General features: G+C 67.6%; 24 protein-coding genes, 1 tRNA gene and 1 pseudogene. 9 read left to right on the top strand and 17 right to left on the bottom strand.

From position 1 onward, the window contains the following. The first annotated feature begins 69 nt into the window (after positions 1-69). Complete coding sequence (locus tag ACQ5DX_RS22200) at positions 70-2,298, top strand: MMPL family transporter (RefSeq protein WP_430334635.1); 2,229 nt, start codon at positions 70-72, stop codon at positions 2,296-2,298. Positions 2,299-2,302: 4 nt separating this feature from the next. On the opposite strand, the gene ACQ5DX_RS22205 is transcribed toward ACQ5DX_RS22200, so the two are convergent. Further along, positions 2,303-2,824, bottom strand: a complete 522-nt coding sequence (locus tag ACQ5DX_RS22205) for a MaoC/PaaZ C-terminal domain-containing protein (RefSeq protein WP_430334636.1) — start codon at positions 2,822-2,824, stop codon at positions 2,303-2,305. 276 nt (positions 2,825-3,100) lie between these two features. Between ACQ5DX_RS22205 and ACQ5DX_RS22210 the strand changes: the two genes are divergently transcribed. From ACQ5DX_RS22210 to ACQ5DX_RS22225, 4 genes are all read left to right on the top strand, one after another. Then, complete coding sequence (locus tag ACQ5DX_RS22210) at positions 3,101-4,552, top strand: catalase (protein WP_430334637.1); 1,452 nt, start codon at positions 3,101-3,103, stop codon at positions 4,550-4,552. Between the two features lie 131 nt (positions 4,553-4,683). Next, positions 4,684-4,983 carry a hypothetical protein gene (locus tag ACQ5DX_RS22215; protein WP_430334638.1) on the top strand — a complete coding sequence of 100 codons (300 nt, stop codon included), beginning with the start codon at positions 4,684-4,686 and terminating at the stop codon, positions 4,981-4,983. Positions 4,984-5,041: 58 nt separating this feature from the next. Beyond that, on the top strand, positions 5,042-6,076 hold the full coding sequence (locus ACQ5DX_RS22220) for a hypothetical protein (protein ID WP_430334639.1): 1,035 nt from the start codon (positions 5,042-5,044) through the stop codon (positions 6,074-6,076). Further along, a complete protein-coding gene (locus tag ACQ5DX_RS22225) occupies positions 6,073-7,470 on the top strand; it encodes a PQQ-binding-like beta-propeller repeat protein (RefSeq protein ID WP_430334640.1) in 1,398 nt (465 codons plus the stop codon). Before ACQ5DX_RS22220 ends, ACQ5DX_RS22225 begins: the two co-directional genes overlap by 4 nt. Before the next feature lie 19 nt (positions 7,471-7,489). Here the strand turns inward: ACQ5DX_RS22225 and ACQ5DX_RS22230 are convergent, their stop codons facing one another. The 15 genes and pseudogenes from ACQ5DX_RS22230 to ACQ5DX_RS22300 all read right to left on the bottom strand — a co-directional run bounded on the left by ACQ5DX_RS22230 (position 7,490) and on the right by ACQ5DX_RS22300 (position 18,627). Continuing rightward, the gene (locus ACQ5DX_RS22230) at positions 7,490-8,356 is read right to left on the bottom strand and encodes a DNA-3-methyladenine glycosylase family protein (protein WP_430334641.1); all 867 of its coding nucleotides are present in this window, start codon (positions 8,354-8,356) and stop codon (positions 7,490-7,492) included. A gap of 37 nt (positions 8,357-8,393) precedes the next feature. After that, on the bottom strand, positions 8,394-8,780 hold the full coding sequence (locus ACQ5DX_RS22235) for a HicB family toxin-antitoxin system (RefSeq protein WP_430334642.1): 387 nt from the start codon (positions 8,778-8,780) through the stop codon (positions 8,394-8,396). After that, positions 8,777-8,923, bottom strand: a pseudogene (locus tag ACQ5DX_RS22240) (type II toxin-antitoxin system HicA family toxin); the annotation flags it as partial. The gene ACQ5DX_RS22235 and the pseudogene ACQ5DX_RS22240, both read right to left, overlap by 4 nt. A gap of 49 nt (positions 8,924-8,972) precedes the next feature. Then, positions 8,973-9,638, bottom strand: coding sequence for an alpha-ketoglutarate-dependent dioxygenase AlkB family protein (locus ACQ5DX_RS22245; protein WP_430334643.1), 666 nt, complete (start codon positions 9,636-9,638; stop codon positions 8,973-8,975). Beyond that, positions 9,639-9,902 (bottom strand): metal-binding protein, encoded by a 264-nt coding sequence (locus tag ACQ5DX_RS22250; RefSeq protein ID WP_430334644.1) that lies wholly within the window; start codon positions 9,900-9,902, stop codon positions 9,639-9,641. It lies immediately after the preceding gene. A 7-nt stretch (positions 9,903-9,909) separates the two neighbouring features. Beyond that, on the bottom strand, positions 9,910-10,623 hold the full coding sequence (locus ACQ5DX_RS22255; protein WP_430334645.1) for a 2OG-Fe(II) oxygenase: 714 nt from the start codon (positions 10,621-10,623) through the stop codon (positions 9,910-9,912). After that, positions 10,620-11,207, bottom strand: a complete 588-nt coding sequence (locus tag ACQ5DX_RS22260) for a methylated-DNA--[protein]-cysteine S-methyltransferase (protein WP_430334646.1) — start codon at positions 11,205-11,207, stop codon at positions 10,620-10,622. Before ACQ5DX_RS22260 ends, ACQ5DX_RS22255 begins: the two co-directional genes overlap by 4 nt. Beyond that, a complete protein-coding gene (locus tag ACQ5DX_RS22265) occupies positions 11,204-11,710 on the bottom strand; it encodes an RNA polymerase sigma factor (RefSeq protein WP_430334647.1) in 507 nt (168 codons plus the stop codon). The genes ACQ5DX_RS22260 and ACQ5DX_RS22265 overlap by 4 nt, the downstream gene beginning before the upstream one ends. Positions 11,711-11,756: 46 nt before the next feature. Then, entirely contained in the window at positions 11,757-12,260 is a 504-nt protein-coding gene (locus ACQ5DX_RS22270; protein ID WP_430334648.1) for a methylated-DNA--[protein]-cysteine S-methyltransferase, read from the bottom strand. Positions 12,261-12,334: 74 nt separating this feature from the next. Next, positions 12,335-13,126, bottom strand: coding sequence for a polysaccharide deacetylase family protein (locus ACQ5DX_RS22275; protein ID WP_430334649.1), 792 nt, complete (start codon positions 13,124-13,126; stop codon positions 12,335-12,337). A gap of 38 nt (positions 13,127-13,164) precedes the next feature. After that, positions 13,165-13,680: an Lrp/AsnC family transcriptional regulator gene (locus ACQ5DX_RS22280; protein WP_430334650.1), complete on the bottom strand. Its 516-nt coding sequence runs from the start codon at positions 13,678-13,680 to the stop codon at positions 13,165-13,167. Positions 13,681-13,693: 13 nt separating this feature from the next. Then, positions 13,694-14,545 carry a universal stress protein gene (locus ACQ5DX_RS22285; protein ID WP_430334651.1) on the bottom strand — a complete coding sequence of 284 codons (852 nt, stop codon included), beginning with the start codon at positions 14,543-14,545 and terminating at the stop codon, positions 13,694-13,696. Between the two features lie 114 nt (positions 14,546-14,659). Beyond that, on the bottom strand, positions 14,660-16,120 hold the full coding sequence (locus ACQ5DX_RS22290) for a wax ester/triacylglycerol synthase domain-containing protein (protein WP_430334652.1): 1,461 nt from the start codon (positions 16,118-16,120) through the stop codon (positions 14,660-14,662). An 891-nt stretch (positions 16,121-17,011) separates the two neighbouring features. Further along, positions 17,012-17,143, bottom strand: coding sequence for a hypothetical protein (locus ACQ5DX_RS22295; RefSeq protein WP_430334653.1), 132 nt, complete (start codon positions 17,141-17,143; stop codon positions 17,012-17,014). Positions 17,144-18,156: 1,013 nt separating this feature from the next. Then, entirely contained in the window at positions 18,157-18,627 is a 471-nt protein-coding gene (locus ACQ5DX_RS22300) for a hypothetical protein (RefSeq protein WP_430334654.1), read from the bottom strand. Between the two features lie 761 nt (positions 18,628-19,388). On the opposite strand from ACQ5DX_RS22300, the gene hppD reads away from it, so the two are divergent. Further along, positions 19,389-20,564: a 4-hydroxyphenylpyruvate dioxygenase gene (hppD, locus tag ACQ5DX_RS22305; protein WP_430334655.1), complete on the top strand. Its 1,176-nt coding sequence runs from the start codon at positions 19,389-19,391 to the stop codon at positions 20,562-20,564. Positions 20,565-20,632: 68 nt separating this feature from the next. On the opposite strand, the gene ACQ5DX_RS22310 is transcribed toward hppD, so the two are convergent. Next, positions 20,633-21,445, bottom strand: a complete 813-nt coding sequence (locus ACQ5DX_RS22310) for a mycofactocin-coupled SDR family oxidoreductase (RefSeq protein ID WP_430334656.1) — start codon at positions 21,443-21,445, stop codon at positions 20,633-20,635. Positions 21,446-21,609: 164 nt separating this feature from the next. On the opposite strand from ACQ5DX_RS22310, the gene ACQ5DX_RS22315 reads away from it, so the two are divergent. The 3 genes from ACQ5DX_RS22315 (at position 21,610) to ACQ5DX_RS22325 (ending at position 22,995) form a co-directional block, all read left to right on the top strand. Next, positions 21,610-21,683, top strand: a tRNA-Met gene (locus ACQ5DX_RS22315). A gap of 176 nt (positions 21,684-21,859) precedes the next feature. Next, entirely contained in the window at positions 21,860-22,333 is a 474-nt protein-coding gene (locus tag ACQ5DX_RS22320; RefSeq protein WP_430334657.1) for a DUF309 domain-containing protein, read from the top strand. A gap of 17 nt (positions 22,334-22,350) precedes the next feature. Beyond that, on the top strand, positions 22,351-22,995 hold the full coding sequence (locus ACQ5DX_RS22325; RefSeq protein ID WP_430334658.1) for an LON peptidase substrate-binding domain-containing protein: 645 nt from the start codon (positions 22,351-22,353) through the stop codon (positions 22,993-22,995). The last annotated feature ends 48 nt before the right edge of the window (positions 22,996-23,043 follow it).

The following is a 23,043-nucleotide window of genomic DNA, read 5'->3' on the forward strand; positions in this document are numbered from 1 at the left end:
CGGCGGCCGTCGCGTGTTGTACTGGTCTGCATTGGTTGCCCACCACGACGGCGTACGAGGAGCGCACCAATGACACGAGTGGAGTCCACCGACGGCACGCCAGCGGGCACGGTCGCCCGCGTCACCCGCGGCTGGCCGGTGTTCACCGTCGTCGCGTTGGCGGTCGTCGCGTTCTTCCTCGGCGGAATCGGCGGTTCGTTCCAGAGCAAGCTCACCGAGGTCCAGAAGAACGACAACGCGTCCTATCTGTCGGCGTCGGCGGAATCGACGATCGTCGCGAACGAGACCGCGAAGTTCGTGAACGTGGAGACGATTCCGGGCGCGGTCGTGTTCCACCGCGACGGCGGGCTGACGGACGCGGACAAGGCTGCGATCGACAGCGCGCGCGTCTCGATGGCATCGGTCCAGGGCGTCGACGCGTCCGGCGTCACCCCCACCCAGTACTCGACCGACGGCACCACCGCGTCGGTGTACGTGCCGTTGATCGCCAAGGAGGACGGGACCAGCGTCGTCGGCCCGGACCTCGCGGCCGCCGAACAGAACGTCATCGATGCCGCCCGGAATGCCGTCAGCCCCGATCTCCAAGTGCTCCCGGCCGGCCCGGGCGGCCTGCTGGTCGCGTTCATCGACGCGTTCGAGGGTCTCGACTCCACCCTGATCGCGGTCGCGCTGCTCGTGGTGATCACGATCCTGCTCGTGGTGTACCGCTCGCCGGTGCTGTGGTTCTTCCCGCTGTTCTCGGCGCTGCTGGCGCTGGGGCTGTCGTCGATGATCATCTACCTGCTCGCCGACCACGAGGTCCTCACGCTCACCGGGCAGAGTCAGGGCATCCTGTTCGTCCTCGTGATCGGCGCGGGCACCGATTACGCGCTGCTGCTGATCTCCCGGTACCGGGAGGAACTGCACTTCCACGACAATCGCTTCGACGCAATGATCAAGGCCTGGAAGGAATCCGCGCCGGCCATCACCGCGTCCGCGGTGACCGTCGTGCTCGGCCTGCTGTGCCTGGGCTTCTCGGAGCTGAACTCGAACAAGAGCCTGGGCCCGGTCGCGGCGATCGGGATCGCGTGCACCTACCTGGTGATGATGACGTTCCTACCGGTCGCGCTGTCCGCGGTCGGCCGGTGGGTGTTCTGGCCCCGCAGGCCCCGCGTCGACGGTGCGACAGACATTGCGACACACGGGTTGTGGGGCCGGATCGCCGACGTCGTGGGCCGCCGCGACCGGCCCGCGTGGATCGCCGCCACCGCGCTGCTGGTGGGGCTGTTCGCGGTGGGCATCGGCAGTCTGCAGACCGACGGGCTGACCGCCACCGAGAACTTCACCAACGAACCCGAGGCGATCCGCGGTCAGGCGCTGTACGACGCGAACTTCGACCAGGGTGCCGGGGCCCCGGCCGTCATCACCGCGAACGCATCCAGCACCGACGCGGTGATCAGGGCGGCGAGCGGGGTCGAGGGCGTGCGGCAGGGCCCGGGGTCGGTGTGCGTGCAGGTCGACATCGCGAAGGTCAAGGCACTGCTGCAGAACTCCGGCGGTGCCGCGCCGCAGCAGCTGCCGCCGGGCTGCCCGCCGGCACTGCTCAACGTGGCGCCGATCGACGGCCGCACGGTGATCAATGCGGCGCTTGCCGATTCGTACGATTCGCCCGCGGCGCTGCAGACTGTGGAGCGCCTGCGGGACACGCTGCACGCGTTGCCGGGCGCCGACGCCCAGGTGGGCGGCAGTTCCGCCGCGACCCTCGACCTGCACACCGCGGCGGTGCACGACCGGAACCTGATCATCCCGATCGTCCTGGTCGTGATCTTCGTGGTGCTCGCGGTGCTGCTGCGCGCGCTGCTCACACCGCTGATCCTGATCGCGACGGTGGTGCTGAGTTTCGCGGCGACGCTGGGGGTGTGCGGGTTCTTCTTCACCCACGTCTTCCACTTCGCGGGCGCGGACCAGGCGTTTCCGTTGTACGCGTTCGTGTTCCTGGTCGCGTTGGGAATCGACTACAACATCTTCCTGATGACCCGGGTGCGAGAGGAGACACAGACGCACGGCACGCGTACCGGTGTGCTGCGCGGGCTCGCGGTCACGGGCGGGGTGATCACGTCCGCGGGCGTCGTGCTGGCGGGCACGTTCGCCGTGCTGGGCGTGCTGCCACTGGTGTTCCTCGCCGAGGTGGGCTTCGCCGTCGCCTTCGGTGTCCTGCTCGACACGATCATCGTCCGCAGCGTGCTGGTGCCGGCGCTCTCGCACGACATCGGCAAGCCGATCTGGTGGCCGTCGAAACTCGCGCGGGCGAAGGACTGAGCGGTCAGTAGTCGGCGTCCGGGGCGCCACCCCGCTTGTAGATCAACATCGTTCGCTCGAAGGTCATCACGACGTCGCCGCGCTGATTGCGGCCGGTGGTCTCGACGGTGACGATGCCCTGCGTCGGCCGGCTCTGCGATTCCCGCTTGGACAGCACCCGCGATTCGGCGTACAGGGTGTCGCCGGCGAACACCGGGGCGGTGGCGCGTACCCGGTCCCAGCCGAGGTTCGCCACCACCTTCGCGCTCACGGTCCGAACGCTCATCCCGGTGAGGATCGCGACGGTGAGCGTCGAATCGACCAGCAGGCGGCCCCATTCGGTCCGTTCCGCGTACGCCGCGTCGAAGTGCACCGGCTGAGTGTTCATGGTCAACAACGTCATCCAGATGTTGTCGGTGTCGGTGATGGTGCGCCCCGGCCGGTGCTCGAACACGTCGCCGGGCACGAAGTCCTCGTAGTACAGGCCGGACGTCTCGCGGTAGCGGTGCGGCGCCACCTCGCGGTAGGCGGGAAGGGGCTCGTCCACGAGTGGGCTCCTCTCGACGAGGCGATCGCCTCCAGCGTCGCACATCGGTTGACGGATCGGCCGGGAAGTGGTCGGCTGGTAAGTGATGGATGGCGCGCTCGGTACGCGCCGCGCCGGAGTGCGGGGAGAGCAAGTGGCCACCGCACGAGGAGGGTTGCGCGTCGCGCCCCGAGCGGGGCACTCCACCGATGATGCTCTGCAGCCCAACACTTTCGGAGCATCGTCTTCATCGCAGTCTCTACTGCACGGACACGTGACTCGTAGGGAAGGAATGAGATGGCGAACTACACCACCGACGACTCCGGTATCCCGGTACCCAGCGACCAACACTCACTGACCGTCGGACCCGACGGGCCGATCCTGCTCCAGGACTACTACCTGATCGAGAAGATGGCCCAGTTCAACCGTGAGCGGGTGCCGGAACGGCAGCCACATGCCAAGGGCGGTGGCGCGTTCGGCACGTTCGAGGTCACCAACGACGTGAGCGCCTACACCAAGGCGGATCTCTTCCAGCCCGGCAAGAGAACGGAGATGCTGGCCCGGTTCTCCACAGTGGCCGGCGAGCGGGGCAGCCCGGACACGTGGCGTGACCCGCGCGGGTTCGCCCTGAAGTTCTACACCGAGCAGGGCAACTTCGACATGGTCGGCAACAACACCCCGGTCTTCTTCATGCGCGATCCGATGAAGTTCCAGGACTTCATCCGCTCGCAGAAGCGCCGCGCCGACAACAATCTGCGCGACAACGACATGCAGTGGGACTTCTGGACGCTCTCCCCCGAGTCGGCGCACCAGGTGACGTGGCTGATGGGTGACCGCGGCATCCCCCGCTCGTGGCGGCACATGAACGGCTATTCGAGCCACACCTACATGTGGGTGAACGCGCAGGGCGAACGGTTCTGGGTGAAGTACCACTTCAAGACCGACCAGGGCATCGAATTCCTCACGCAGGCCGAGGGCGACCGGATGGCCGCGACGGACACCGACTGCCACATGCGGGACCTGTGGCAGGCGATCGAGCGGGGCGAGTACCCGACCTGGTCGCTGAAGATGCAGATCATGCCGTACGAGGAGGCGAAGACCTACCGGTTCAATCCGTTCGACCTGACGAAGGTGTGGCCGCACGGCGACTACCCGCTGATCGACGTCGGCACCATGAAGCTCGATCGCAACCCGACCGACTACCACTGCGAGATCGAGCAGGCAGCGTTCGAGCCCAGCAACTCGGTGCCCGGCACCGGGCCGAGCCCGGACAAGATGCTGCTGGGCCGGTGGTTCTCGTACCCGGATGCGCACCGCTACCGGATCGGCTCCAATTACAAGGAGATTCCGGTCAATTCGCCGCACGCGGCACCGCTGGGCTCGTACACCAAGGACGGGCAGATGCGGCACCACAACCGCGGCGACCCGGTGTACGTGCCGAACTCGAAGGGCGGCCCGCACGCCGACGTCGCGGTGTCCGGCGAATCCCCCGGCTGGTACGCCGACGGCGAGATGGTGCACCAGGCGTACACGCTCCGCAAGGACGACGACGACTGGGGCCAGGCCGGCACGATGGTGCGCAAGGTGCTCGACGACGCGGCCCGAGACCGGTTGGTGTCCAACATCGTCGGCCATCTGCTGAACGGGGTGACCGAGCCGGTGCTGGTGCGCGCCTTCGAATACTGGCGCAACGTCGACAAGACCATCGGCGACCGCGTCGAGGAGGGGGTGCGCGCGAAGCAGGGCTAGAAGGATCCGAAGGCCGCCGGGCACTTCATCCCGACGTGCGCGTCGGCACAGGAGAAGCCTTGATGTCCGATTGATCCCGAACCCGTGATAGACAGCTTCCTTGGGGAGGCTGTCTATCACGGGGAGGAACATTGGTCGACGACAACAATGCGGGGACGTCTCGTATGGGGTCCCGCGCGGTGGCGGCGTGGACGTTCGGGCTGTCGGTGGTGTCGATCGTGGCCGCGGGCGTGGTGGTCGCGGGCTTCCTGCACAGTCCCGAACCCGAACTGACGACGGCGCTGCCGACGACCACTCCCACCACCGCCCCCATCCGAGCAGCCCGAGTTCTCGTACGTCACTCCTTCGGCGACGTACCCGACACAGATCCCCGGCTGCGACGTCGTCGAGCCACCGGGCACGAGCGAGTGGACCGCGTACGCGGTAGATAACGACTTCGGCTACGACAACCCCCACTACCCGTGGTTCTCCGGGCCCAAGGCCGGTGCGATGTCGCAGTCGCTTCAGGCGGCCTTGCCGAGCGGTGTCGAGGTGGCGTTCGCTTCGCCGAGTCAGTCGCTGTTCTTCCAACCGATCATGGGCGGCGGCCCATCGCAGGAGGACGGATCCGACTTCGACGGCGACACGAACGCCACCGCGACGGTGCTGCGGGACGGCAAGCGCGGCTCGCTCTGGGTGTCGATCCGGCAGAGCACCGACCCGATCCCGCCGTGCGTCGCCGGTTATCTAGACGCCCGCCGCATGCTCGCGGACGGAACCGTCGTCGACGTCGTCGACACCTGGTCCGAAACCAACGGGGTGCGCACACTGTCGCGCAGCGCTCACGCGTACGTGCCGGACGGCACCCGCGTCTCGGCCAACTCCACCGACGCCACGTTCTCCGGCAGCACGGAGACGAACAGCGGGACCGTGCCGCTGACCGTCGACGAATTGGCCTCGGTCGTGGCCGCACCCGGCCTGCGCGTGTCGACGCCCGTCCCGCCCGGCACCGACGCGCCACCGGAGTCGTGTTATTCGCCGGTCGAGGAGGGTTCGGGTCCCGCGATCGACCACGCCACGGCGGAACGACTCGACGTGGTGCTCGCCTCGCTGCCGCTCGACGGGATCACGCTCGATCGTCGACTTGGCGCGCTGTGGCCCGCGTCGTCCGACAACGGTGCGGTGTGCCAGACGGCTCGGGTCACGACGCCCGGGCAGGAGGCGACCCTCGACATCGCGATCGCCGGTGGGCAGGAGCTGCCGTCGACCCAAGCTCCGCCCGAGACCGGCGGTACAGGCGACCGCACCACAGTCCGGCAGAGCCCCGACGGGACCGTGGTCGAACACAGCGAGAACAGCTTCGCCTCGATCGGCGTGCGCGCCGGCTCGGAGCCGAAGTTCACCACGAGGCGCGCGGTCACCGTCACCCACCCGTCGGGAACCCTCGTCCGGGTGATCTCCTCGGCGGATTCGCCGGCCGCGCCACTGTCGTTCGAACAGCTCGACGCGGTCGCGCTCGCCCCCGGTCTGGAGGTGGCACCGTGAACCGGGAGATCCGCAACCTGCTCGTGGCCGCCGCCGTGGCGATCGTGACCGTCACCAGCGCCGTCGTGACGGTCGTGCAGGCGGGAGGCGACGGCACCCGCAAGATCACCGGTACCAGCGACGCCGCGCCGGGGCTGGGCTGGTCGGTGGATGCGGCCGCCACCTATGGACGGGCTTTCGCGGAGTTCCGTGACCCACGGTCGGGAAGCGAATTCGACTGGGGTGATCCCGGTTTCGTGATCTCCGGCGACGTCGTCGTCACCATGATCGGCGTCTCGCACGGCGAGATGAACCTTCAGGACGCCACGATGTTCGGGATCGACGCCGTCGGCGGCGAGGTGCGCTGGCAGAGCCCGGCCGACGACCTCGCGGGCTGCGCGTCGACACCGGTGGATGGCCGCCTCGTGTGCTTCACGTCGCCGCTGGTTGAGGAACCGGCACTCGTCGGCTTCGATCTCGACACCGGTGAGATCACCCGAACACCCACGGAATGGATGGTTTTCGCGATCGCCGCCGACGGCGACCGTCTCTATGTCGCAGAGGGCGACATCGAGGACGACGACGTCCGCCTCCACGCCGGAACCCTCGCCGATCCGGACGCGCAGTGGTCACAGCCGTTCGTGATGGGGTCCGTCTGGGAGGACGACCTGACGGACGTGCTGGACGTGTCGCACGGTCAGGGGGTGTTCACCCTCGGTGCGGATGTCGCCGGGTTCGACCTCGACAGCGGTCGGCCGACCTGGACCACGAGGCTGGAGGGATGCTCACGGGTCGCGCCGAGCGACGGTGGTGTGCTCGTTCGCTTCCGCACCGAGTGCGACGGCCATCGGATCACCGGTTCCGATGTCATCGACCGTGGCGGACGGACGATCGTCTCCGTCGATGGCGAAGTTGCACAGAGTCTTTCATTCGACGCACCGGCTGACGAGAGTATTCCACTGCTGGTCGGCGACGGCGCGTACGACCGCCGAACCGGGGACCTGCGGTGGACCAGCCCGGACCTGATCTCCCCTCGCGAACCCGACGAGTACAACGCGAGCACCGCGCTGGGCACCGCGGTCGCGGTCGTCGGAGACGTCGTCCTTCTGCGCGACTACTCGGCGAAGACCACGACCGCACTGGATCTGCGCACCGGAGATCGATTGTGGCACCGCGACGACGAATCGTTCCGCACCGTCGGGGCACTGGACGGGCAACTTGTGTTGACGGTCGGCGACGGAATCCGGGCCGTCGATGCGAGGACCGGCGAGTCGCCTTGGGATGCATCGTTCCTGGCGATCAATGACGATCCCGATACCCTCTCCTCGAACGGCATGCTGGCCACCTCGGATCCGGGACGCTACGTCTACGCCTCGGCCCGGACGATGATCGGGTTGCGTCCGCTGCCACGTTAGGCACAGGTGTCCTGGCGCCTCACAGGAACGCCTGACCCGTCCACAGGTGGAACAGGGCGTAGGCCCGCCACGGCCGCCACGGCTCCGATGCCGTGGCGGCCTCGCGTGCGGTCTTCACGCCGAGCGCGCGGCGCAGCACCAGGTCGCCGGACGGGTAGGCGTCGCGGTCGCCGAGCACCCGCACGGCGAGGTAGTCCGCCGTCCACGGCCCGATGCCGGGGAGCGCGAGCAGCCGCCGCCGGAATTCCTCCGGGTCGGCGTCCGGACCGAGGTGCAGTTCGTCCGCGGCGGCCTCCGCGAGCGCCTGCACGGTGCGGGCGCGGGCGCCGGTGAGGCCGACCGTCTTCTGGACTATGAGGGGATCGAGACCCGCCAGGGTTTCGGGCGCGGGGAACGTCACGAGATCGTCGATACCGGTCGGCTTTCCGAATGCCGACACGAGACGGGATCCGAACGTCCGTGCCGCCGACAGCGACACCTGCTGTCCGAGCACCGTCAGCACCGCGGTCTCGAAACCGTCGACCGATCCGAGGACGCGGAGCCCCGGCCGGGCCGCGACGTGATCCGCCAGCATCGCGTGTTTCGACAGCGCCGCGTCGACGGTGTCCGGGTCGGCGTCGAGGTCGAGCCAGCGGCGCACCAGCGATTCGACGCACGGGACGTCGTCCCGGTGCGACGCGCGGACGGTCGCCGTCACGTGGTCCGAGCCGGCGAACCGCACGCTCACCAACGCCGCCCCGTGCGGGGCCGGGACGACGCGGGTGTGGGTGCCGCTCTCCGAGTCGTGGCGTTCGAGTCCGTCGACGGCGTGCGCGGCGAGGGCACCGAGCATCGGCGCGGTCGTGAACGGGGGACGGAAGGGCAGGCGGAGGGTCACCGCTTTCATCGTTTGTTCTCCAGTCCTGTGGGCCGCCGTGATGCCCTCAGCTGTTCACGAGCTGACTGACTCGCTGATACGACAGGCCGAGCAAAGCGCCGATGTCCCGCACAGGGATGTTCGCTGCCGCGAGTTCCCGGGCGAGGCGCTGAGAGTCCGCGAGCGCGCGAGCCTCAGCAGCTTCCGCCTCCATGCGGACGGCCTTGATCTCCGCCGCTCGGCGTGCAAGGTCCTCCCCACTCTCGTCAAGCTGAACGTGCACGTTGACAGCCACGTCGCCGAGCGTCGCCCCGGTCTCCAGCGCGATTAGCTCACGTGCCATCTCCTCCACCTCGGAGAGGCGTCGAGCCTGCGTGAGGCCGTCGATCGCGGGCACTCCGACCATCCACCAGCGACCGTCCCTGGTGACGGTCACGTCGTAGTTCTTGCTCATTTCGCTACCTCCTCGAGAGCCCGGAGCACCTTGCGGTACACGCCAGGCGAGATGGTCCGGTGACCATCCGGCACGCTGACCTGGACCTCCCCGTCGGACGATACCCACATCGTGTGAGAGCCCACCGTCCGAACAGGAGAGAATCCCGCGGCCCGTGCGGCTTCGCCACTGACGTGCGATCGCCCTGGACCGTCATCGCTTGTCCTCCAAACCTGTGACGCGCAACGTGATGTTGAGCCGCCCCGACGTCAACCCGCACTCCGGGTCAGCGCTACCCGGAAATACCTTCGGCACACCGTGATACGCGAACCGCGACGGGCCGCCGAAGACGAACAGGTCGCCCGACCCGAGCTCGACGTCGGTGTACGGCTTGCCGCGGGTGTCGGGGTTGCCGAACCGGAAGGTGCACGTGTCGCCGATGCTCAGCGACACCACCGGTGCGTCCCTCCGCTCCTCCTGGTCGCGGTGCATGCCCATCCGGGCGGTGTCGTCGTAGAAGTTGATCAGCGCCGCGTCGGGGTCGTACGACGCGGCGGCATCGGGATCACCGTAGGCGTCGGCGACGGCTCGTTTCCCCAACTGCGCCAGCCACTCCGGCACGGGCAGCACCCGCCCGCCACCGGCGTCGTCGGCGATGCGGCTGTAGCGGTACGGCTGCCAGTGCCACCCGAGGCAGACGGTCTGCACCGACATCGCATGACCCGTGGGCAGCCGGGCGGCCCGCATCGGTACCGGACCGCGCGCCCACACGCGGCAGGCCGCCACCAGGCGACGCTGATCCGCGAGGTCGAGCCAGTCGGGGACCAGCACGGCGCCGGGGGCGACCTTGCGGCGGGGTCGGGGCAGGAGCGTCGACATCTACCGTCTCCCCTTCCCGTGCTGCAACTTCCACGCGTCGTACTTCTCCCGCAGGCACACCGCGCACGGCCGGTAGCCGGCGGCGATCGCGGTGTCCTCGTCGGCGAAGAAGACGCGCTGCGTCACGTAGCCGCCGCGGGCGATGGCGCGGGCGGCGCCGGGGCAGTCGAGCGTGCCGTAGATCCGGTCCTTCCGGTGTCCGCCGAGCGTGCCGGGCGTGCCGCTCTCGTACGGTTTTCCGTCCCTACCGATCAACGTGTACATCGCCCGCTCACTCCGCATCGTGCAGGACGAGTCCGAGGGTGCGCCGGGTGCCTCTTCGCACCGTGCTGACGCCGTGCCGCATCGGCGCCGCGGACCAACCTCGCACCGACTGCACCGGGCGCTCGTTCGTGGTGAAGACGAACGCGTGTCCCTGCCGCAGCACGGTCGCGGTGCCCCGGGACTGCGCGCGGGCCCGCTGCTCGACCAGCAGGAACTCGCCGCCCTCGTGGTCCACGCCCGGCTCGTCCAGACCGATCACCACCTGCAGCGGAAACACCAACTCGCCGTAGAGGTCTCGATGCAGCGCGTTCCAGTCGTCCGGCCCGTACCGCAGGATCAGTGGGGTGGGCCGCACCTGACCGGCCTCGTGGCACATCGTGAGCCACTCGTCGAGGGTGTCCGGCCACGGCGCCGGCCGGCCCAGCCGCCACGCCCACTCCCGCGCCACGGGTAGCAGTTTCACGTAGAACCGGGCCCGCATCTCGGCGATCGAGGGCGGCAACGGGTAGTCGAAGTACCGGTACCGGCCGGCGCCGTAGTTGTGCCGCGCCATCTCGACCGTCGACCGGAACAGCGCGTCGTCGTCGAAAAGCTCGGCGAGCGCCCGGCATTCGTCGGGTTCGAGTAGCGGGCGCGCGCTCTGGGCGCCGCCGAATCGGTCGAGTTCGTCGAGCAGCGGCGTCCAGTCGAGGGCGTCGACGCGGTCCGCGAGCGCAGTCACGCCGCCTCCAACGTGAGCAGCGCGCGCTTGGTGTCGGCGCCGCCCGCGTACCGGCCCATGCTGCCGTCGCTGCGCACCACCCGGTGGCATGGCACGAACAGCGGCAGCGGGTTGGTGGCGCACGCCGTGCCGACGGCACGGACCGCACGGGGACTGCCGGACGCCTCGGCCACCTCCGCGTAGCTGACGGTGGTGCCGTACGCGATGTCGGGCAGGCGGGTGAGGACGGTGCGCCGGAATCCGCGCGACAGCCGCAGGTCGAGCGGCACGTCGAAGCGGGTGCGCCGGTGCGCGAAGTACTCGTCGAGCTGGCGGGCGGCGCTGTCGAGCCGGGCCGGCGCCTCGAGGATGCGGGGGCTGACCTGCTGGGCAAGCATCGCCAGCACGGCGTCGTGGTCCTCGCTCGGATAGGCGACGCGGACGAGTCCGACGTCGGTGGCGGCGAGCAGCAGCCGCCCGACGGGGGTGTCGACGGAGCGGTACGCGAGGTCGAGCAGCCCGTCGCGGTCGGCGGCGGCGATCAGGCGGGCGTGCAGGCGGCTCAGCTCCGAGGGGTCCACGCTCGGGGTGGGGATGACGCTCATCGGATGGCTCCTTCCTGTGCGAATGAGTCGGTGTCGGCCGGGTAGGTGCGGCGGAGCCGGGCGATGCCGTCAGCGGCGGCGCGGCGGGCCGCGTCGGTGCTGTTGCCGAGGATCGCCGCGACCTCCGCGTACGGCAGTCCGGCCAGGTGGTGGTAGACGACCGCGGCCCGCTGGGTGAACGTCAGGTCGGCGAGCGCGTCCCACAGTTCGTGGTTCCACGTGCCCGGCAGGTCCCGCGCCGAGGCCCGGTCGGGCAGCTCGTCAGTGGGGACCGGCGTCCGCTGCCGCACCCGGTGCACGTCGACGGCCTTGCGGTGCGCGATGGTCACCAGCCATGCCTCGACGTTGGCGCCCGGCGCCAGCTCGGGGTACGCCCGCAGCGCCGCCAGGAATGTCTCGGACCAGGCGTCGTCGGCGTCGATGGGGCCGAGCAGCGCGCGGCACACCCGCAGCACCACCGGCCCGTGCTCGGCGACGATGTTCTCGAACGGTTTCAGTCCCACACCGGGTAGACGCTCCGGGGCGCCGGAACGTGAGGTCCGATCGTCGTCAGAACAGCCCATCCTGGATTCCCACCGAGCTCGGGCTCTCCAGATCCAGCAGGAACCGCTTGCGCTCGAGCCCGCCGGCGTAGCCGGTGAGCGAGCCGTCGCTGCCGACCACGCGGTGGCACGGCACGATGATGCCGATCGGGTTCCGGCCGTTCGCCGCGGCCACCGCGCGGATCGCGGCCGGGTTGCCGAGGTGCTCCGCGAGCTGCAGGTACGACAAGGTTTCGCCGTACGGGATGGTCCGCAGCGCCGCCCACACCCGCTGCTGGAACTCGGTGCCCCGCGGCGCCAGCGGCACCGTGAACTCGGTGCGCTCGCCCGCGAAGTACTCGGCGAGCTGCGCGGTCACGTCGTCGAATCCCTCGTCGACGTGCGGACCGAACCGGTCGCTGTCGGGCAGGTGCCGCTGCAGGTGCATGTACAGCCCGCACAGCCCGTCTGGGGTGCGGACCAGCGTCAGCGGCCCGACCGGCGATTCGACGACGGTGTGTACGGCATCCACGTCCTCGATCCTCCCAGCCGGCACCGACAACCCGCGCGCGGCCGGGCGACGCGACCCCGGAACGGGTGGTCCGTTCAGTGCTGGGGAGTGACGAACGCGTCGCCCAGCGTCACCATCGACAGGTTCCGTTCACGGATGATGTCGACGAACTGTCCGTAGACGTGGGTGACCGGCGGGTGGTTGGCGTGCCCGATCACGATCGCCTGGGCGACGAAGTACTTGCGGGCGCACTCGAGCAGGTACTGCTCGGTGATCACGCCCGAATCGGACAGCGAGCCGGCCCACAGGACGGGCACGGTGTAGCCGTGGTCGGCCGCGATCCGGTCGACGGTGACGTTGCGGTACCCGTACGGTGGCCGGTAGTACGGCGTCCCGTCGACACCGAAAGTGTTGCGCAGGAACGTCTTGGTGCTGTCGAACTGGGATGCGGCGGCGCCGGCCGACAGTTTCGTCAGGTCGGGGTGGTCCCAGGTGTGGTTGCCGAGCTGGATCTGTCCGCTCTCGACGAGCGGGCGCAGCGCCCCCTTGTGGGTGGTCCACGAGTCGTAGACGGCGGTGACGAAGAACGTGAACCGGGCACCGGTGTCCTTCGCGAACTGGATGTAGGCGGCGACGACGGCCGGGTCGGCGCCGTCGTCGACGGTGAGCGCCAGGTTGTTGCCGGGACCGGGAATGGCGGTGAGGGGGCCGGGTGGGACGGGGACACGTGCCGACGCCGGTGGCGGGCCGGGCAGCGACGGTGTCGGCGGGCGCGCAGGCTGCGCGGGCGGTCCGGATTGGGAGGTGGCGGATCCGTCGGTGGTGCAGCCGACCGTCAGCGACACCGCGCCGGCGGCCAAGGCGGCGAGGAACGCTCGTCTGTTCACGCCGCGCAGTGTAGGGACCGGCTGCTGCCGATGTTCGGTCACGTCCGACGCCCGGGTGAATTATCGTGATCTTGCGGGCGAACGGATTTCGCGATCAGCGGCAGCGTCCGGAATGACACGATTTCGGACAGCACCACCACCGACACCGATCGCGCGACCGTCACCGAGTGGTGCAGGTCGATGAGCAGGGCCTGCAGGTCGTCGTGGGACGCCGCGGCGACCCGGCACAGCACGTCGCCGACGCCGGTGGTCGCCCACGCCTGGACCACCTCGGGGTAGTCCTCGAGTTCCTTGGTGAGCTGGTCCAGCGAGCCCTGCGCGATTTCCAGCGTGACGAACGCCTGGACGGGGTATCCGGCTGTGCGCAAGTCGATCTCGGGGCCGTAGCCGGTGACGATGCCGGCCTGTTCGAGTCGGCGCAACCGGGCCTGCACGGTGGCGCGCGCGACGCCGGCCCTACGCGAGAGTTCGAGTATCCCGATCCGCGGTTCGGCGCGCAGCCGGGCGATGAGGTCGACGTCGAGCGCGTCGAGTCGGTGCGCACCGCGGTCCACGGCCGTGCACCGGTCAGGGGGTGACGCGGGATCGGGCGATGATCACCGGACATTGCGCGTGGTAGAGCAGCGACTGGCTGGTGGAGCCGAGCAGGGCAGCCTCGAACCCGCCGAGGCCGCGGGTGCCGACCACGATCGAGCGAGCGGTGGCGCTGAGCGACACCAGGTGCCTGGTGGGCCCGGCCTCCGCGATGACAGTCTCGACCTGCACGGCCGGGAACTTCGCCCCCCACGTCGCGATCAGTCGGTCGATCCGGGCGCGGGCCTCTTCGTCGGCCTCCTTGCTGCCGCGGCGGCGGCGCGCGTGGATGGCCATCACCTCGGCGTGCCGGATGGACGCCTCCTGCATCGCGGTTCCGACGACGATGTCGGCGCTGTCGGAGTGGTCGACGCCGGCGATGACCGGCCCGGACGTGGGTGGGGCGGCGCTGCCGTCGGCGCCGCGGACGACCGCGACGGTGCACTTGGCGTGGTGTGCGAGCGACATCGCCGTCGAGCCGAGCACCATGCGGGTGAAGAACCCGGTGCCGACGGATCCGACTACCAGCAGGCTCGCGTTCTCCGACAGATCCACGAACGCCCGGTTGACGCGACCACGCAGCAGCTCGAGCTCGACGTCGACGGTGTAGTCCTCGACGGTGGCCGCCTCCCGTGCCGCTTTCAGCGAGCTGCGCCCGAACGCCTCTTCTTCCTCGAGGTCGTCGGCGACGAACGGGAAGTCGTTCTCGGTGTCGATGACGTGCACAAGCTTGAGCGGCGCCTTGCGGGCGTGTGCCTCGACGGCGGCCCACTTCACCGCGTGGATTGCGGCGTCGGATCCGTCGACGCCCACGATCACCGGCCTGGCCTCGTTCGCTGGTGACATCGTCCACTCCGATCGCCTCGTGTGGTGCGGCACGTTCGATATCAGACTAGCGGCGAAGCCCGGCGGGTGGCGCGAGCTTGAACAGCCAGGTTGTGCCGCGCGCAGCGGATCCAGTCAGGAGGCGATCTCGTCGGACGGAGTCTGTTTCGTCGCGCCCGCCGCGGCCTCCTCGAGTTCGGCGAGACTCGCGCGAATCAGGTCGAGGTAGTGGTCCAGGTCGGGCATCGTCGCCGAGTCGGCGACCACTGTCAGCATCAGGCTGCCGTCCGCGGTCGTCACGACGAAGTGGCGCAGGCCGTCTCCATCGACAGGCGGTTGGGCCCCGATCACCGCCACGGCCGGTGCGCCGTTGAGCGTGAAGCCCTCGATCGAGAAGGGCATGTTGCTCACCATCGTGTGCTGATACCGGGGGCGGCTGAGGTCGTGGGTGTTCTTCTTGCGCGAGTATGCGATCAGCCTCAGCAGGGGTGGCGGCGCTGCCTCGACCACGGCCGCGAGGCGGCGGGACGCGAGGTGGGAGGTGCGGGACTTCTCGGACTTCGACGACTGGGCGATGCGCGCCAGCCGATCGAGTGGGTTCGGGACGTCGGTGTGCATGTCGACGACCATGACCGCCAGACGGTTCGCCGACTCCCATTCCTCCACCTTGCGCATGGATCGCGGCACCATCGCCGCCAGGGACCCCTTGTGCGGTTCGCCCTTCTCTGCCAGGTACCGCGCGAGGGCACCGCCGACCACGGCGAGCAGGGCATCATTGACGGTGGCCCCCGGAACCATATCTCTGATTCGTCGAATCACACTCGTGGACAGGGTTATCTGCGCCATCGATCCTGATCCGCTCGCCTTGCCGTTGAAGCGGATAGCGGGCCGCTCATGAAGGCTCTCGGCCCACTCGCCGTCCTCTTTCGCCTCGTTCACGGCCCGGCTGGCTGCACGGTTGCCGGGAACTTCCTTGGCGAACCGGAGTAGCTGTCGGGGGAGACCCAACACCGACTTCATGAACATCCGCCCGTGCAAGAACGGCACGGCGCGTTCGACGCCGGCCGGCCGCACGTTGTCCGAGAAGATGTTCTGGGCCAGTTCCAGGACCGCCAGTCCGTCGCCCGCGCTGTGGTGGGCTTTGAGCACCACAGCCGTCAGCCGGCCGGGTAGATCGTCGAGTCCTTCCACGCCAGCGAAGAAGTGCAGTTCCCACGGCGGGCAGGTGAGGTCCATCCGCATGGTCAGCAGTGCGTCGAGGTGTTGTTGCAGTGGGGCCCAGCCGGATGCGGTGATCGCGGTGACCCGCACGTGGTCGCGGACGTCGAAGTCCGGGGCGGGCGCCCAGTGCGGGTGCTCGAGGCCCAGCGGTACGCGCCGGATGGTGTGCGTGAACATGCGGTGGTGGCCGAGTCGCGCGGTGGCCCACTCGACCGCCTCATCTTGCGAGAACTCGGCGTCCGGGTGCCGCGAGGTGTCGAAGAGGTACACGGCAAGCAGATGGCCCAGGTGTCCGTCGTACTCGTTGTAGACGAAATCGGCGTCGCGCGGATCCAAAAGTTCGATTCCTGAGGCGAGCTGCTGAGACGCATGCATGAATCACTCCGTACGGCGCACCGGCCACACGGAGCGGCCCGCCAAACACCTATGCGCCACATTCATAATGTTGCGAAGTCGAGGTTCCCCTCCGCTGGAGCGCAAAGGAACCTCGACTTCACACACGGACAGACTGCCAATCACTCAGATTTTGCGTAGAGATCCAGAAACGATGACTCATTACACTCGAGTCGATCACTTAACGGGCGGATCCTTGATGAACTTGCTTCCAGTGGCCGTCAGGTCGAGCACCATACCCACCCATCGGATCATCTTATCCACATAAAGCTGCAGCATCTCAACACCTTCCTCTAGACGATGGACTGGACAGAGGATGCCTCCAGGCACTCCTCGGACACGCTCACCAAACAGATAGGGCGGTCAGATACTTGGCGAGAGTGTTCACCAGATCGACAGATCCGAACTTCACGATGTCGGAACTGTAGGTGAATGATAGATCGAACATGTTCTTCCCTTTCTTATGACAGGCCGCCGACGGAGCCGAGGGCCGCCTGGATGCTGCTGTTCGAAACAGCCGAACCTGCCGGCCACAGGGCGATGACATCGCCGATAGTCTTGAACAGTGCGTTAGACAGGTCCTGCAGAGGTGCAAGCACTGGTATCAACGATCCCACGTCAACGCTCGTAATCAGGTTTACGAGACTGCCGGTATCCACTACGATTCACTCTCCTCAGAATTGCTGAAGCCTGGAATGAAGGGTCTAGAACATATTGGGGACTACCGATGCAGCACTCGGCATGAATAGAACCATCCCGATGATCTGCTTCACAATATCCCCGTACGGCGGCTCGAACATTTTGGCGATCGATCCGAAATCCATCGTCTACTCCTGTCGTCAGAATAGTTTTGGAGGTTGCTCGCGGCCGCCGTCAGCTGAGTCCGATGGCCTGGACAAGCGAGCCTGTAGCGCCGTCAATACCCGGCATGAACGATCCGGTGTACACGTTGTTCACCAGATCTTGCAGCAACTTTGCTGTCGCATCCAAGAACATCACGCTCATGCGAAATCCCACCCTCTCATCGTTGTTAGATCCATTCCTCGAACATCTGCACGGCGCCACCCCCGCCTTCCACGCAGAGCGATATCAAGCAGCACATAGAACACTCTGGAAGTCCTCACGCCGGGCCCCCGATTGCCCCACCCTGACATCCCTTGCGGCCGTGATGGCACTGAAGGTAACGCAAGCTGGTCCAATTTGTGCAGCTTTTCGACAACAACCTTTCAAAATACTACGAGCGTTGTCCCCTTTGCCTCGATCGCTACCACCCAAGAGGGCCCGTTACCAAGCGTTTCCGCGCAGCTAAACCCCGCTGCGGTCGCACCGAAATGCGCCAGTCTCGAGCCCGTCGGCGATAGAATTGGCGGATTGGAATAATTGCACTGGAGTACAATTTTGAACAATTAACTGTGCGAGGCGAGCGACGGGCCGGGTACCCGATCAACCCTCGCAGCACGCCGGCTCCCAGCGGCCAATCCTCGCTCGGCACCGCCTGGTCCGAACGCCGCCGACACGCACTCTGGTCGCACAGCTCCGCGGTAGGACCGGCTGCTGGTATGCACAATCCCGGAGCGGTCAGACCAGGTCGAAGTCGGGACGACCAATGGCAGCGGGCGCTAGACCGTTCTGATTCGACCCGTAACATCGTCGGATCCAGCTATCAACCATTCAAACGCTAGTAGCCGCGCCCCGGGCCCGACGGTCGACGCCACGATCGAGAAGCCGCGCCGCCAAAGTATGTGGTTCGGCCGCCGCGCCGCCGGCTCTTTCCTCAACACCAACCGGGCCCACGGCCGCGACATTGGGCTGCGCCACTACTGCCGACCGTCGTGCACGTAATCCCCGGGAGGTCGGCCTGGTGGGCTTGTTCGCCATCCGCGGAGAGAAATGAACCAAGTTTGGCCGGCAACGCCGACAGGCCTCGAGTGCACCACCGAAGTGACTCACTCGAGGCCTGTCCTTCATCAGGAGCAAATCGCGGCACCGTCAGGCGTCGCCACTCGCTGATGCAAGGCTTAGGTGGTTGCGAAGTGGAACTGGTAAGCCTTCGAGCTCAGCAACCCGCCATACTGATGGGCGAGGAATACTCCGGTGTCGATCTTGGTCTGACCACCACTTGTCGCCCACGGGTTTGAACTCGGGGGATTGATCGTGTGGCCCGCCGGCAGCGAGGTGGCTGTAAGCACCACGTACCCCCCAGCAAGGACGGTCGACTTCAACGTTCCGGACGTGTCAGTGATGCAGTACCCGCCCGTAGCATTCGTATTCGAAGCCTGAGTCGTCTTCGCGATGTCGTTCTTGTCGTACACCGTCGCGGAGACGGTAGCGCCCTGGAGAGCCGTCGCGGTCGACGGCGGGGCGCCGTTCTCGACCCAGGTTCCCGCGTAAACATTCCCGCAGAGGGTATTGTCCGCCGCCGGAATCGCGTTGACGGGCGCGACTGCCTGGGCGGTACCGGCGAACCCGAGAGCGGCAGCCGCAGCCATCGCAGCTGCACCGACCCCAATCCTTGTACGACTCATATTTCCAAGACCTCCGTGATGTGCAGTCAAGTGGATCTTCTTCCCTTGATTGCACGTGCGGGTTGGGCGTAGTCGCCCGGCTTGCACCCCGGTTGAAGGCTGATCCAGGAACCACCTTGTGAGGAGCGCCGTGGACCAGGTTCAGACACTAAGCGACCCAAATGCGTCTTCACTTGAAATTGAAGAAGATTGCGGAATCCACGAGGAGCGCGCAACTCACGACTTCGTTAACAAAGACCCGAAATAGGGCCAAGATTGAACTGCAGTGCAATTACGATCAAAATACTGGACATTTGTTCCATTCGATAAAAAGGTGGTGCAAGTCAGCGGGCGCCTGGGTCTTTCGCGAAGACGAGTCGCTCTACTCGGCACTCATCGTTGGGGGGAGTTTTAGCGAAGTCACACCCTTTCAGGCTTCACAAACTCGACGGGAGAAGCCCGTTCACTCCGCCGTGACGGCAGAGGTACTAGTTCGCGGTAGTTGCAGACCGCGCAAGAGTCCGGACGCTTACGACGACCAGCGCAGAGGCAGGCAATAGGGCCCGACAGCCTGCCCTCGATCGAACGCCTCGCTCACGACGTACCGTCCTGCTACTGCACAAATTGACCAGCCCAACGGCCCTTCGACGGTGCCGATTGTCCACTCTGGACAGCGGAATCAGCCGATATTGCCGGCGCGGATGCCCCGCGGTGTGATCGAAGGGCGCCGTCACGGAGGTCCGCTCATGACCGTCGAACAGTCCCTCGGCCGCCTCGACGACGAGGCGCTGCGCCAGCTCCTCGGGCTCGTCGAACACGATCCGTCCGCGGATCCGTTCCCCGTCGTCGGCTGGGACGCGATCGTTTGGGTAGTGGGCAACGCGACACAGGCCGCGGCCTACTACCGCACCGTGTTCGGCATGGACCTCGAGGCGTACTCGGGCCCCGAGACCGGCAACCGCGATCACCGCGCCTTCGTATTGCGCAGCGGCGCCGTGAGATTCGTGCTCACCGGTGGCGTCGACCCGTCCAGCCCCCTCCACGACCATCACCGCCTGCACGGCGACGGCGTCTACGACGTCGCACTCGAGGTCACCGACGTCGACCGCTGCATCGCACACGCACGCAGCCAGGGGGCGCGGATACTCGTCGAACCACACGACGTCACCGACGAGCACGGCACCGTCCGCACCGCGTCCATCGCCGCCTACGGCGAGACCCGGCACACGCTCGTCGACCGCTCCCGCTACACGGGCCCGTACCTGCCCGGATATGTTGCGCGCACAGTCACTTCGGGATCGACACAGCAGGTGATCCAGGCGCTCGACCACGTGGTCGGCAACGTCGAACTCGGGAAGATGAACGAGTGGGTGGACTTCTACCACCGCGTCATGGGGTTCACCGACCTCGCCGAGTTCGTGGGCGACGACATCGCCACCCAGTACTCGGCGCTGATGAGCAAGGTGGTCGCGAACGGCAACCACCGCATCAAGATCCCTCTCAACGAGCCGGCGGTGGGCCGCAAGCGGTCCCAGATCGACGAGTTCCTCGAGTTCTATCGCGGCCCCGGATCACAGCACCTCGCGCTCGCGACGTCGGACATCCTCGATGCGGTGGACCGGCTGACCGCGTCGGGCGTCGAGTTCCTGCCGACACCGGCGTCCTACTACGAGGATCCGGCGCTACGCGCGCGCATCGGCGAGGTGCGGGTCCCGATCGAGGAGCTCGAGCGGCGCGGCATCCTCGTCGACCGCGACGAGGACGGCTACCTGCTGCAGATCTTCACCACACCGATCGGGGACCGTCCCACGGTGTTCTTCGAACTGATCGAGCGGCACGGCTCGCTCGGGTTCGGCAAGGGCAACTTCCAGGCCCTGTTCCTCGCGATCGAACGCGAGCAGGAGCGGCGCGGCAACCTGTAGGCGCTTCGCGCCCGTGCGCCTTTTCGGTAGCTGGGGGCACCGAGAACGCGCACGGGCGGCGCGGCCGCCTAGATGGACGTGATGCCCAGATCCAGCACCATCTGCGACCCGGTGACGGTGCGCGACTGGTCGCTGGCCAGGTAGAGCACGGCCTCGGAGACGTCGTCGACGCTGCACTTGCTCAGCCCGGCGAGCGGCCACTTGTAGTTGTCGAGGTAACGCGGGTACTGCGCCAGGATCTTGCCGACGTTGGCGTCCTGGCCCATCGGGGTGTCCACCGCACCGGGGTGGATGGAATTGACGCGAATACCGAACTCGCCCAACTCGATCGCCGCGGTCTTCGTCAGCCCCACCAGACCGTGCTTGGCGGAGGTGTAGTTGGACGTGCCCGGGCTGGCCTTGATGCCGGCCGCCGAGCTCACGACGATGATCGAGCCGCCGCGGCCGCCGTCGATCATCGCGGGCACCGCCGCCTTGAGGGTGCGCCAAACACCGTTGAGGTTGATGTCGATCATCGTGGTCCACTGCTCCTCGGGCATCTCCCAGAAGCGGTTCCACGTGGAGATGCCGGCGTTGGCGACCACGACGTCGAGGCGGCCGAAGCGCTCCACACCGGCGTCGACGGCGGCCTGCAGCGCCGCCTGATCGCGGACGTCGCCGATCGCGGTGACGATCTCACGGCCCTCGGCGCGCACCAGACGGGCGGTCTCCTCGAGATCCTCGGGCGTCGCCGCCGGGTAGCCGACGTCGTCGGACACCGCCGCGCAGATGTCGAGCGCGATGATGTCCGCGCCCTCACGCGCGAACCGCACCGCGTGGTTGCGCCCCTGTCCGCGCGCCGCGCCTGTGATGAAGGCAACCTTGTTCTCGAGCAGTGCCATGCGAACCCCTCCGGATCCCTCGTCGTGCAGTATCTCCGCAGATTAGGGCAGTGATTGAGCCTGTTCGGGCGCACTTTCCAGTGACCGGGACCACAGACGATTCGACCCCGGAATCAGGGGGTGGTCAAAGCACCCCGAAACGTCGTGTAAGCTGAAATTACCGACGCGGGGTGGAGCAGCTCGGTAGCTCGCTGGGCTCATAACCCAGAGGTCGCAGGTTCAAATCCTGTCCCCGCTACAAATGAAAGACCCGGTATCGCACCTGCGATACCGGGTCTTTTTCTTTGCGCGGGTTCCGGCGCTGCGCGCGAATTGACCTCCCGCGCCCGCGATCGCGCGCGCAGCAGACGAATCTGCGCGCGGCGGCCCGGCAGGCCCTCCCCCGACACCCCCATCGGCGACTACATTTCTTCTATGGCCGACCGCGATCGGGACACCCTCGGCAAACCGCGCAACGCCCGACCCCGGGACCGTCTGGGCCGGCCGCTCGAGTGGGGCGAGGAGGGGTTTCCGACGATGCCCGACGACCTGGACCTGGATCCGAACGAGGCGATCACCGAGGCGCAGCGCCTCCTCGACCACGAACTGCCGTTCCACGCGCACGAGGTGCTCGAATCGGCGTGGAAGAAGGCGCCGCACGAGGAGCGGGGGTTGTGGCAGGGCCTGGCCCAGCTCGCCGTCGCGGTCACCCACCAGATGCGCGGCAACCCGGCCGGCGCGGTGTCGCTGCTGCGGCAGGGCCGACACCGCATCGTCCCGTTCGAGGACAATCCCCCGCACGCCCTCGACATCACCGGCCTGGTCGCGTGGGCCGACCACCTGATCGTCGAACTCGACCGCGACACCCCGCCCGAAACTGTGCCGGTTCCCCGCCTACGGATGCCCTGATGAGTGATCCTGGTCAAATGACCGTTATGCCGATGTTCCCCCTCGGCTCGGCGCTGCTGCCCGGGGAACGGCTCCCGCTGCACGTGTTCGAGCCGCGCTACCAGGCGCTGGTACGCGACTGCCTCACCGCGACCGAGGGCCCCGTGTTCGGCACCGTCCTCATCGCCCGCGGCCACGAGGTGGGCGGCGGCGACATCCGGAACGACGTCGGCACCGCGGTGCGCATCGTCTCCCACGTCGGGATCGGCGACGGCCGATGGGCGTTGGACTGCGTCGGCCAGGAGCGGATCCGGGTGCGGCACTGGCTCGGCGACGATCCGTACCCGCGCGCGGAGGTCGAACCATGGCCGGTGGGCGGCGCGGGGCGCATCTCCGACCACCAACTCCAGCACCTCACCGACAAGATCACCGAGCTGTACATCGTGCTGACCCGCATCCGGGAACTGCGGGAGGATCCGCCGCCCGCGCCGCCCCGGCTGTTCGACGTGCTCGAGCAGCCCGGCGACCACCTGTACGCGCTCGCGTCGTGGGTGCCGATGGGCGCGGCCGACAAGTTCGCGGTCCTAATCGCGGAGACCGCGGACGACCGCCACCGGGCCGTGGCGAACGCGATCGACAACGCCCGCGAGATCGCCGAATTCCGACTTTCGGGACGTCGGTGACGGGGGTCACATTCGGCGTGTACTAACGTCCGATCTCCGGGAAGCTCA

Origin of the sequence: Rhodococcus sp. ACT016, from assembly GCF_050477185.1 — a bacterium.
Lineage (GTDB): Bacteria > Actinomycetota > Actinomycetes > Mycobacteriales > Mycobacteriaceae > Prescottella.

What these genes read in the sequence shown, in the direction of transcription:
- ACQ5DX_RS22290 (WP_430334652.1), bottom strand. Translation starts at nt 16,120, where the DNA reads ATGCATGCGTCTCAGCAGCTCGCCTCAGGAATCGAACTTTTGGATCCG.
- ACQ5DX_RS22220 (WP_430334639.1), top strand. Translation starts at nt 5,042, where the DNA reads ATGTCGCAGTCGCTTCAGGCGGCCTTGCCGAGCGGTGTCGAGGTGGCG.
- ACQ5DX_RS22285 (WP_430334651.1), bottom strand. Translation starts at nt 14,545, where the DNA reads ATGTCACCAGCGAACGAGGCCAGGCCGGTGATCGTGGGCGTCGACGGA.
- ACQ5DX_RS22210 (WP_430334637.1), top strand. Translation starts at nt 3,101, where the DNA reads ATGGCGAACTACACCACCGACGACTCCGGTATCCCGGTACCCAGCGAC.
- ACQ5DX_RS22325 (WP_430334658.1), top strand. Translation starts at nt 22,351, where the DNA reads ATGACCGTTATGCCGATGTTCCCCCTCGGCTCGGCGCTGCTGCCCGGG.
- ACQ5DX_RS22320 (WP_430334657.1), top strand. Translation starts at nt 21,860, where the DNA reads ATGGCCGACCGCGATCGGGACACCCTCGGCAAACCGCGCAACGCCCGA.
- ACQ5DX_RS22250 (WP_430334644.1), bottom strand. Translation starts at nt 9,902, where the DNA reads ATGTACACGTTGATCGGTAGGGACGGAAAACCGTACGAGAGCGGCACG.
- ACQ5DX_RS22235 (WP_430334642.1), bottom strand. Translation starts at nt 8,780, where the DNA reads ATGAGCAAGAACTACGACGTGACCGTCACCAGGGACGGTCGCTGGTGG.
- ACQ5DX_RS22230 (WP_430334641.1), bottom strand. Translation starts at nt 8,356, where the DNA reads ATGAAAGCGGTGACCCTCCGCCTGCCCTTCCGTCCCCCGTTCACGACC.
- hppD (WP_430334655.1), top strand. Translation starts at nt 19,389, where the DNA reads ATGACCGTCGAACAGTCCCTCGGCCGCCTCGACGACGAGGCGCTGCGC.
- ACQ5DX_RS22295 (WP_430334653.1), bottom strand. Translation starts at nt 17,143, where the DNA reads ATGAGCGTGATGTTCTTGGATGCGACAGCAAAGTTGCTGCAAGATCTG.
- ACQ5DX_RS22245 (WP_430334643.1), bottom strand. Translation starts at nt 9,638, where the DNA reads ATGTCGACGCTCCTGCCCCGACCCCGCCGCAAGGTCGCCCCCGGCGCC.
- ACQ5DX_RS22310 (WP_430334656.1), bottom strand. Translation starts at nt 21,445, where the DNA reads ATGGCACTGCTCGAGAACAAGGTTGCCTTCATCACAGGCGCGGCGCGC.
- ACQ5DX_RS22260 (WP_430334646.1), bottom strand. Translation starts at nt 11,207, where the DNA reads ATGAGCGTCATCCCCACCCCGAGCGTGGACCCCTCGGAGCTGAGCCGC.
- ACQ5DX_RS22300 (WP_430334654.1), bottom strand. Translation starts at nt 18,627, where the DNA reads ATGGCTGCGGCTGCCGCTCTCGGGTTCGCCGGTACCGCCCAGGCAGTC.
- ACQ5DX_RS22200 (WP_430334635.1), top strand. Translation starts at nt 70, where the DNA reads ATGACACGAGTGGAGTCCACCGACGGCACGCCAGCGGGCACGGTCGCC.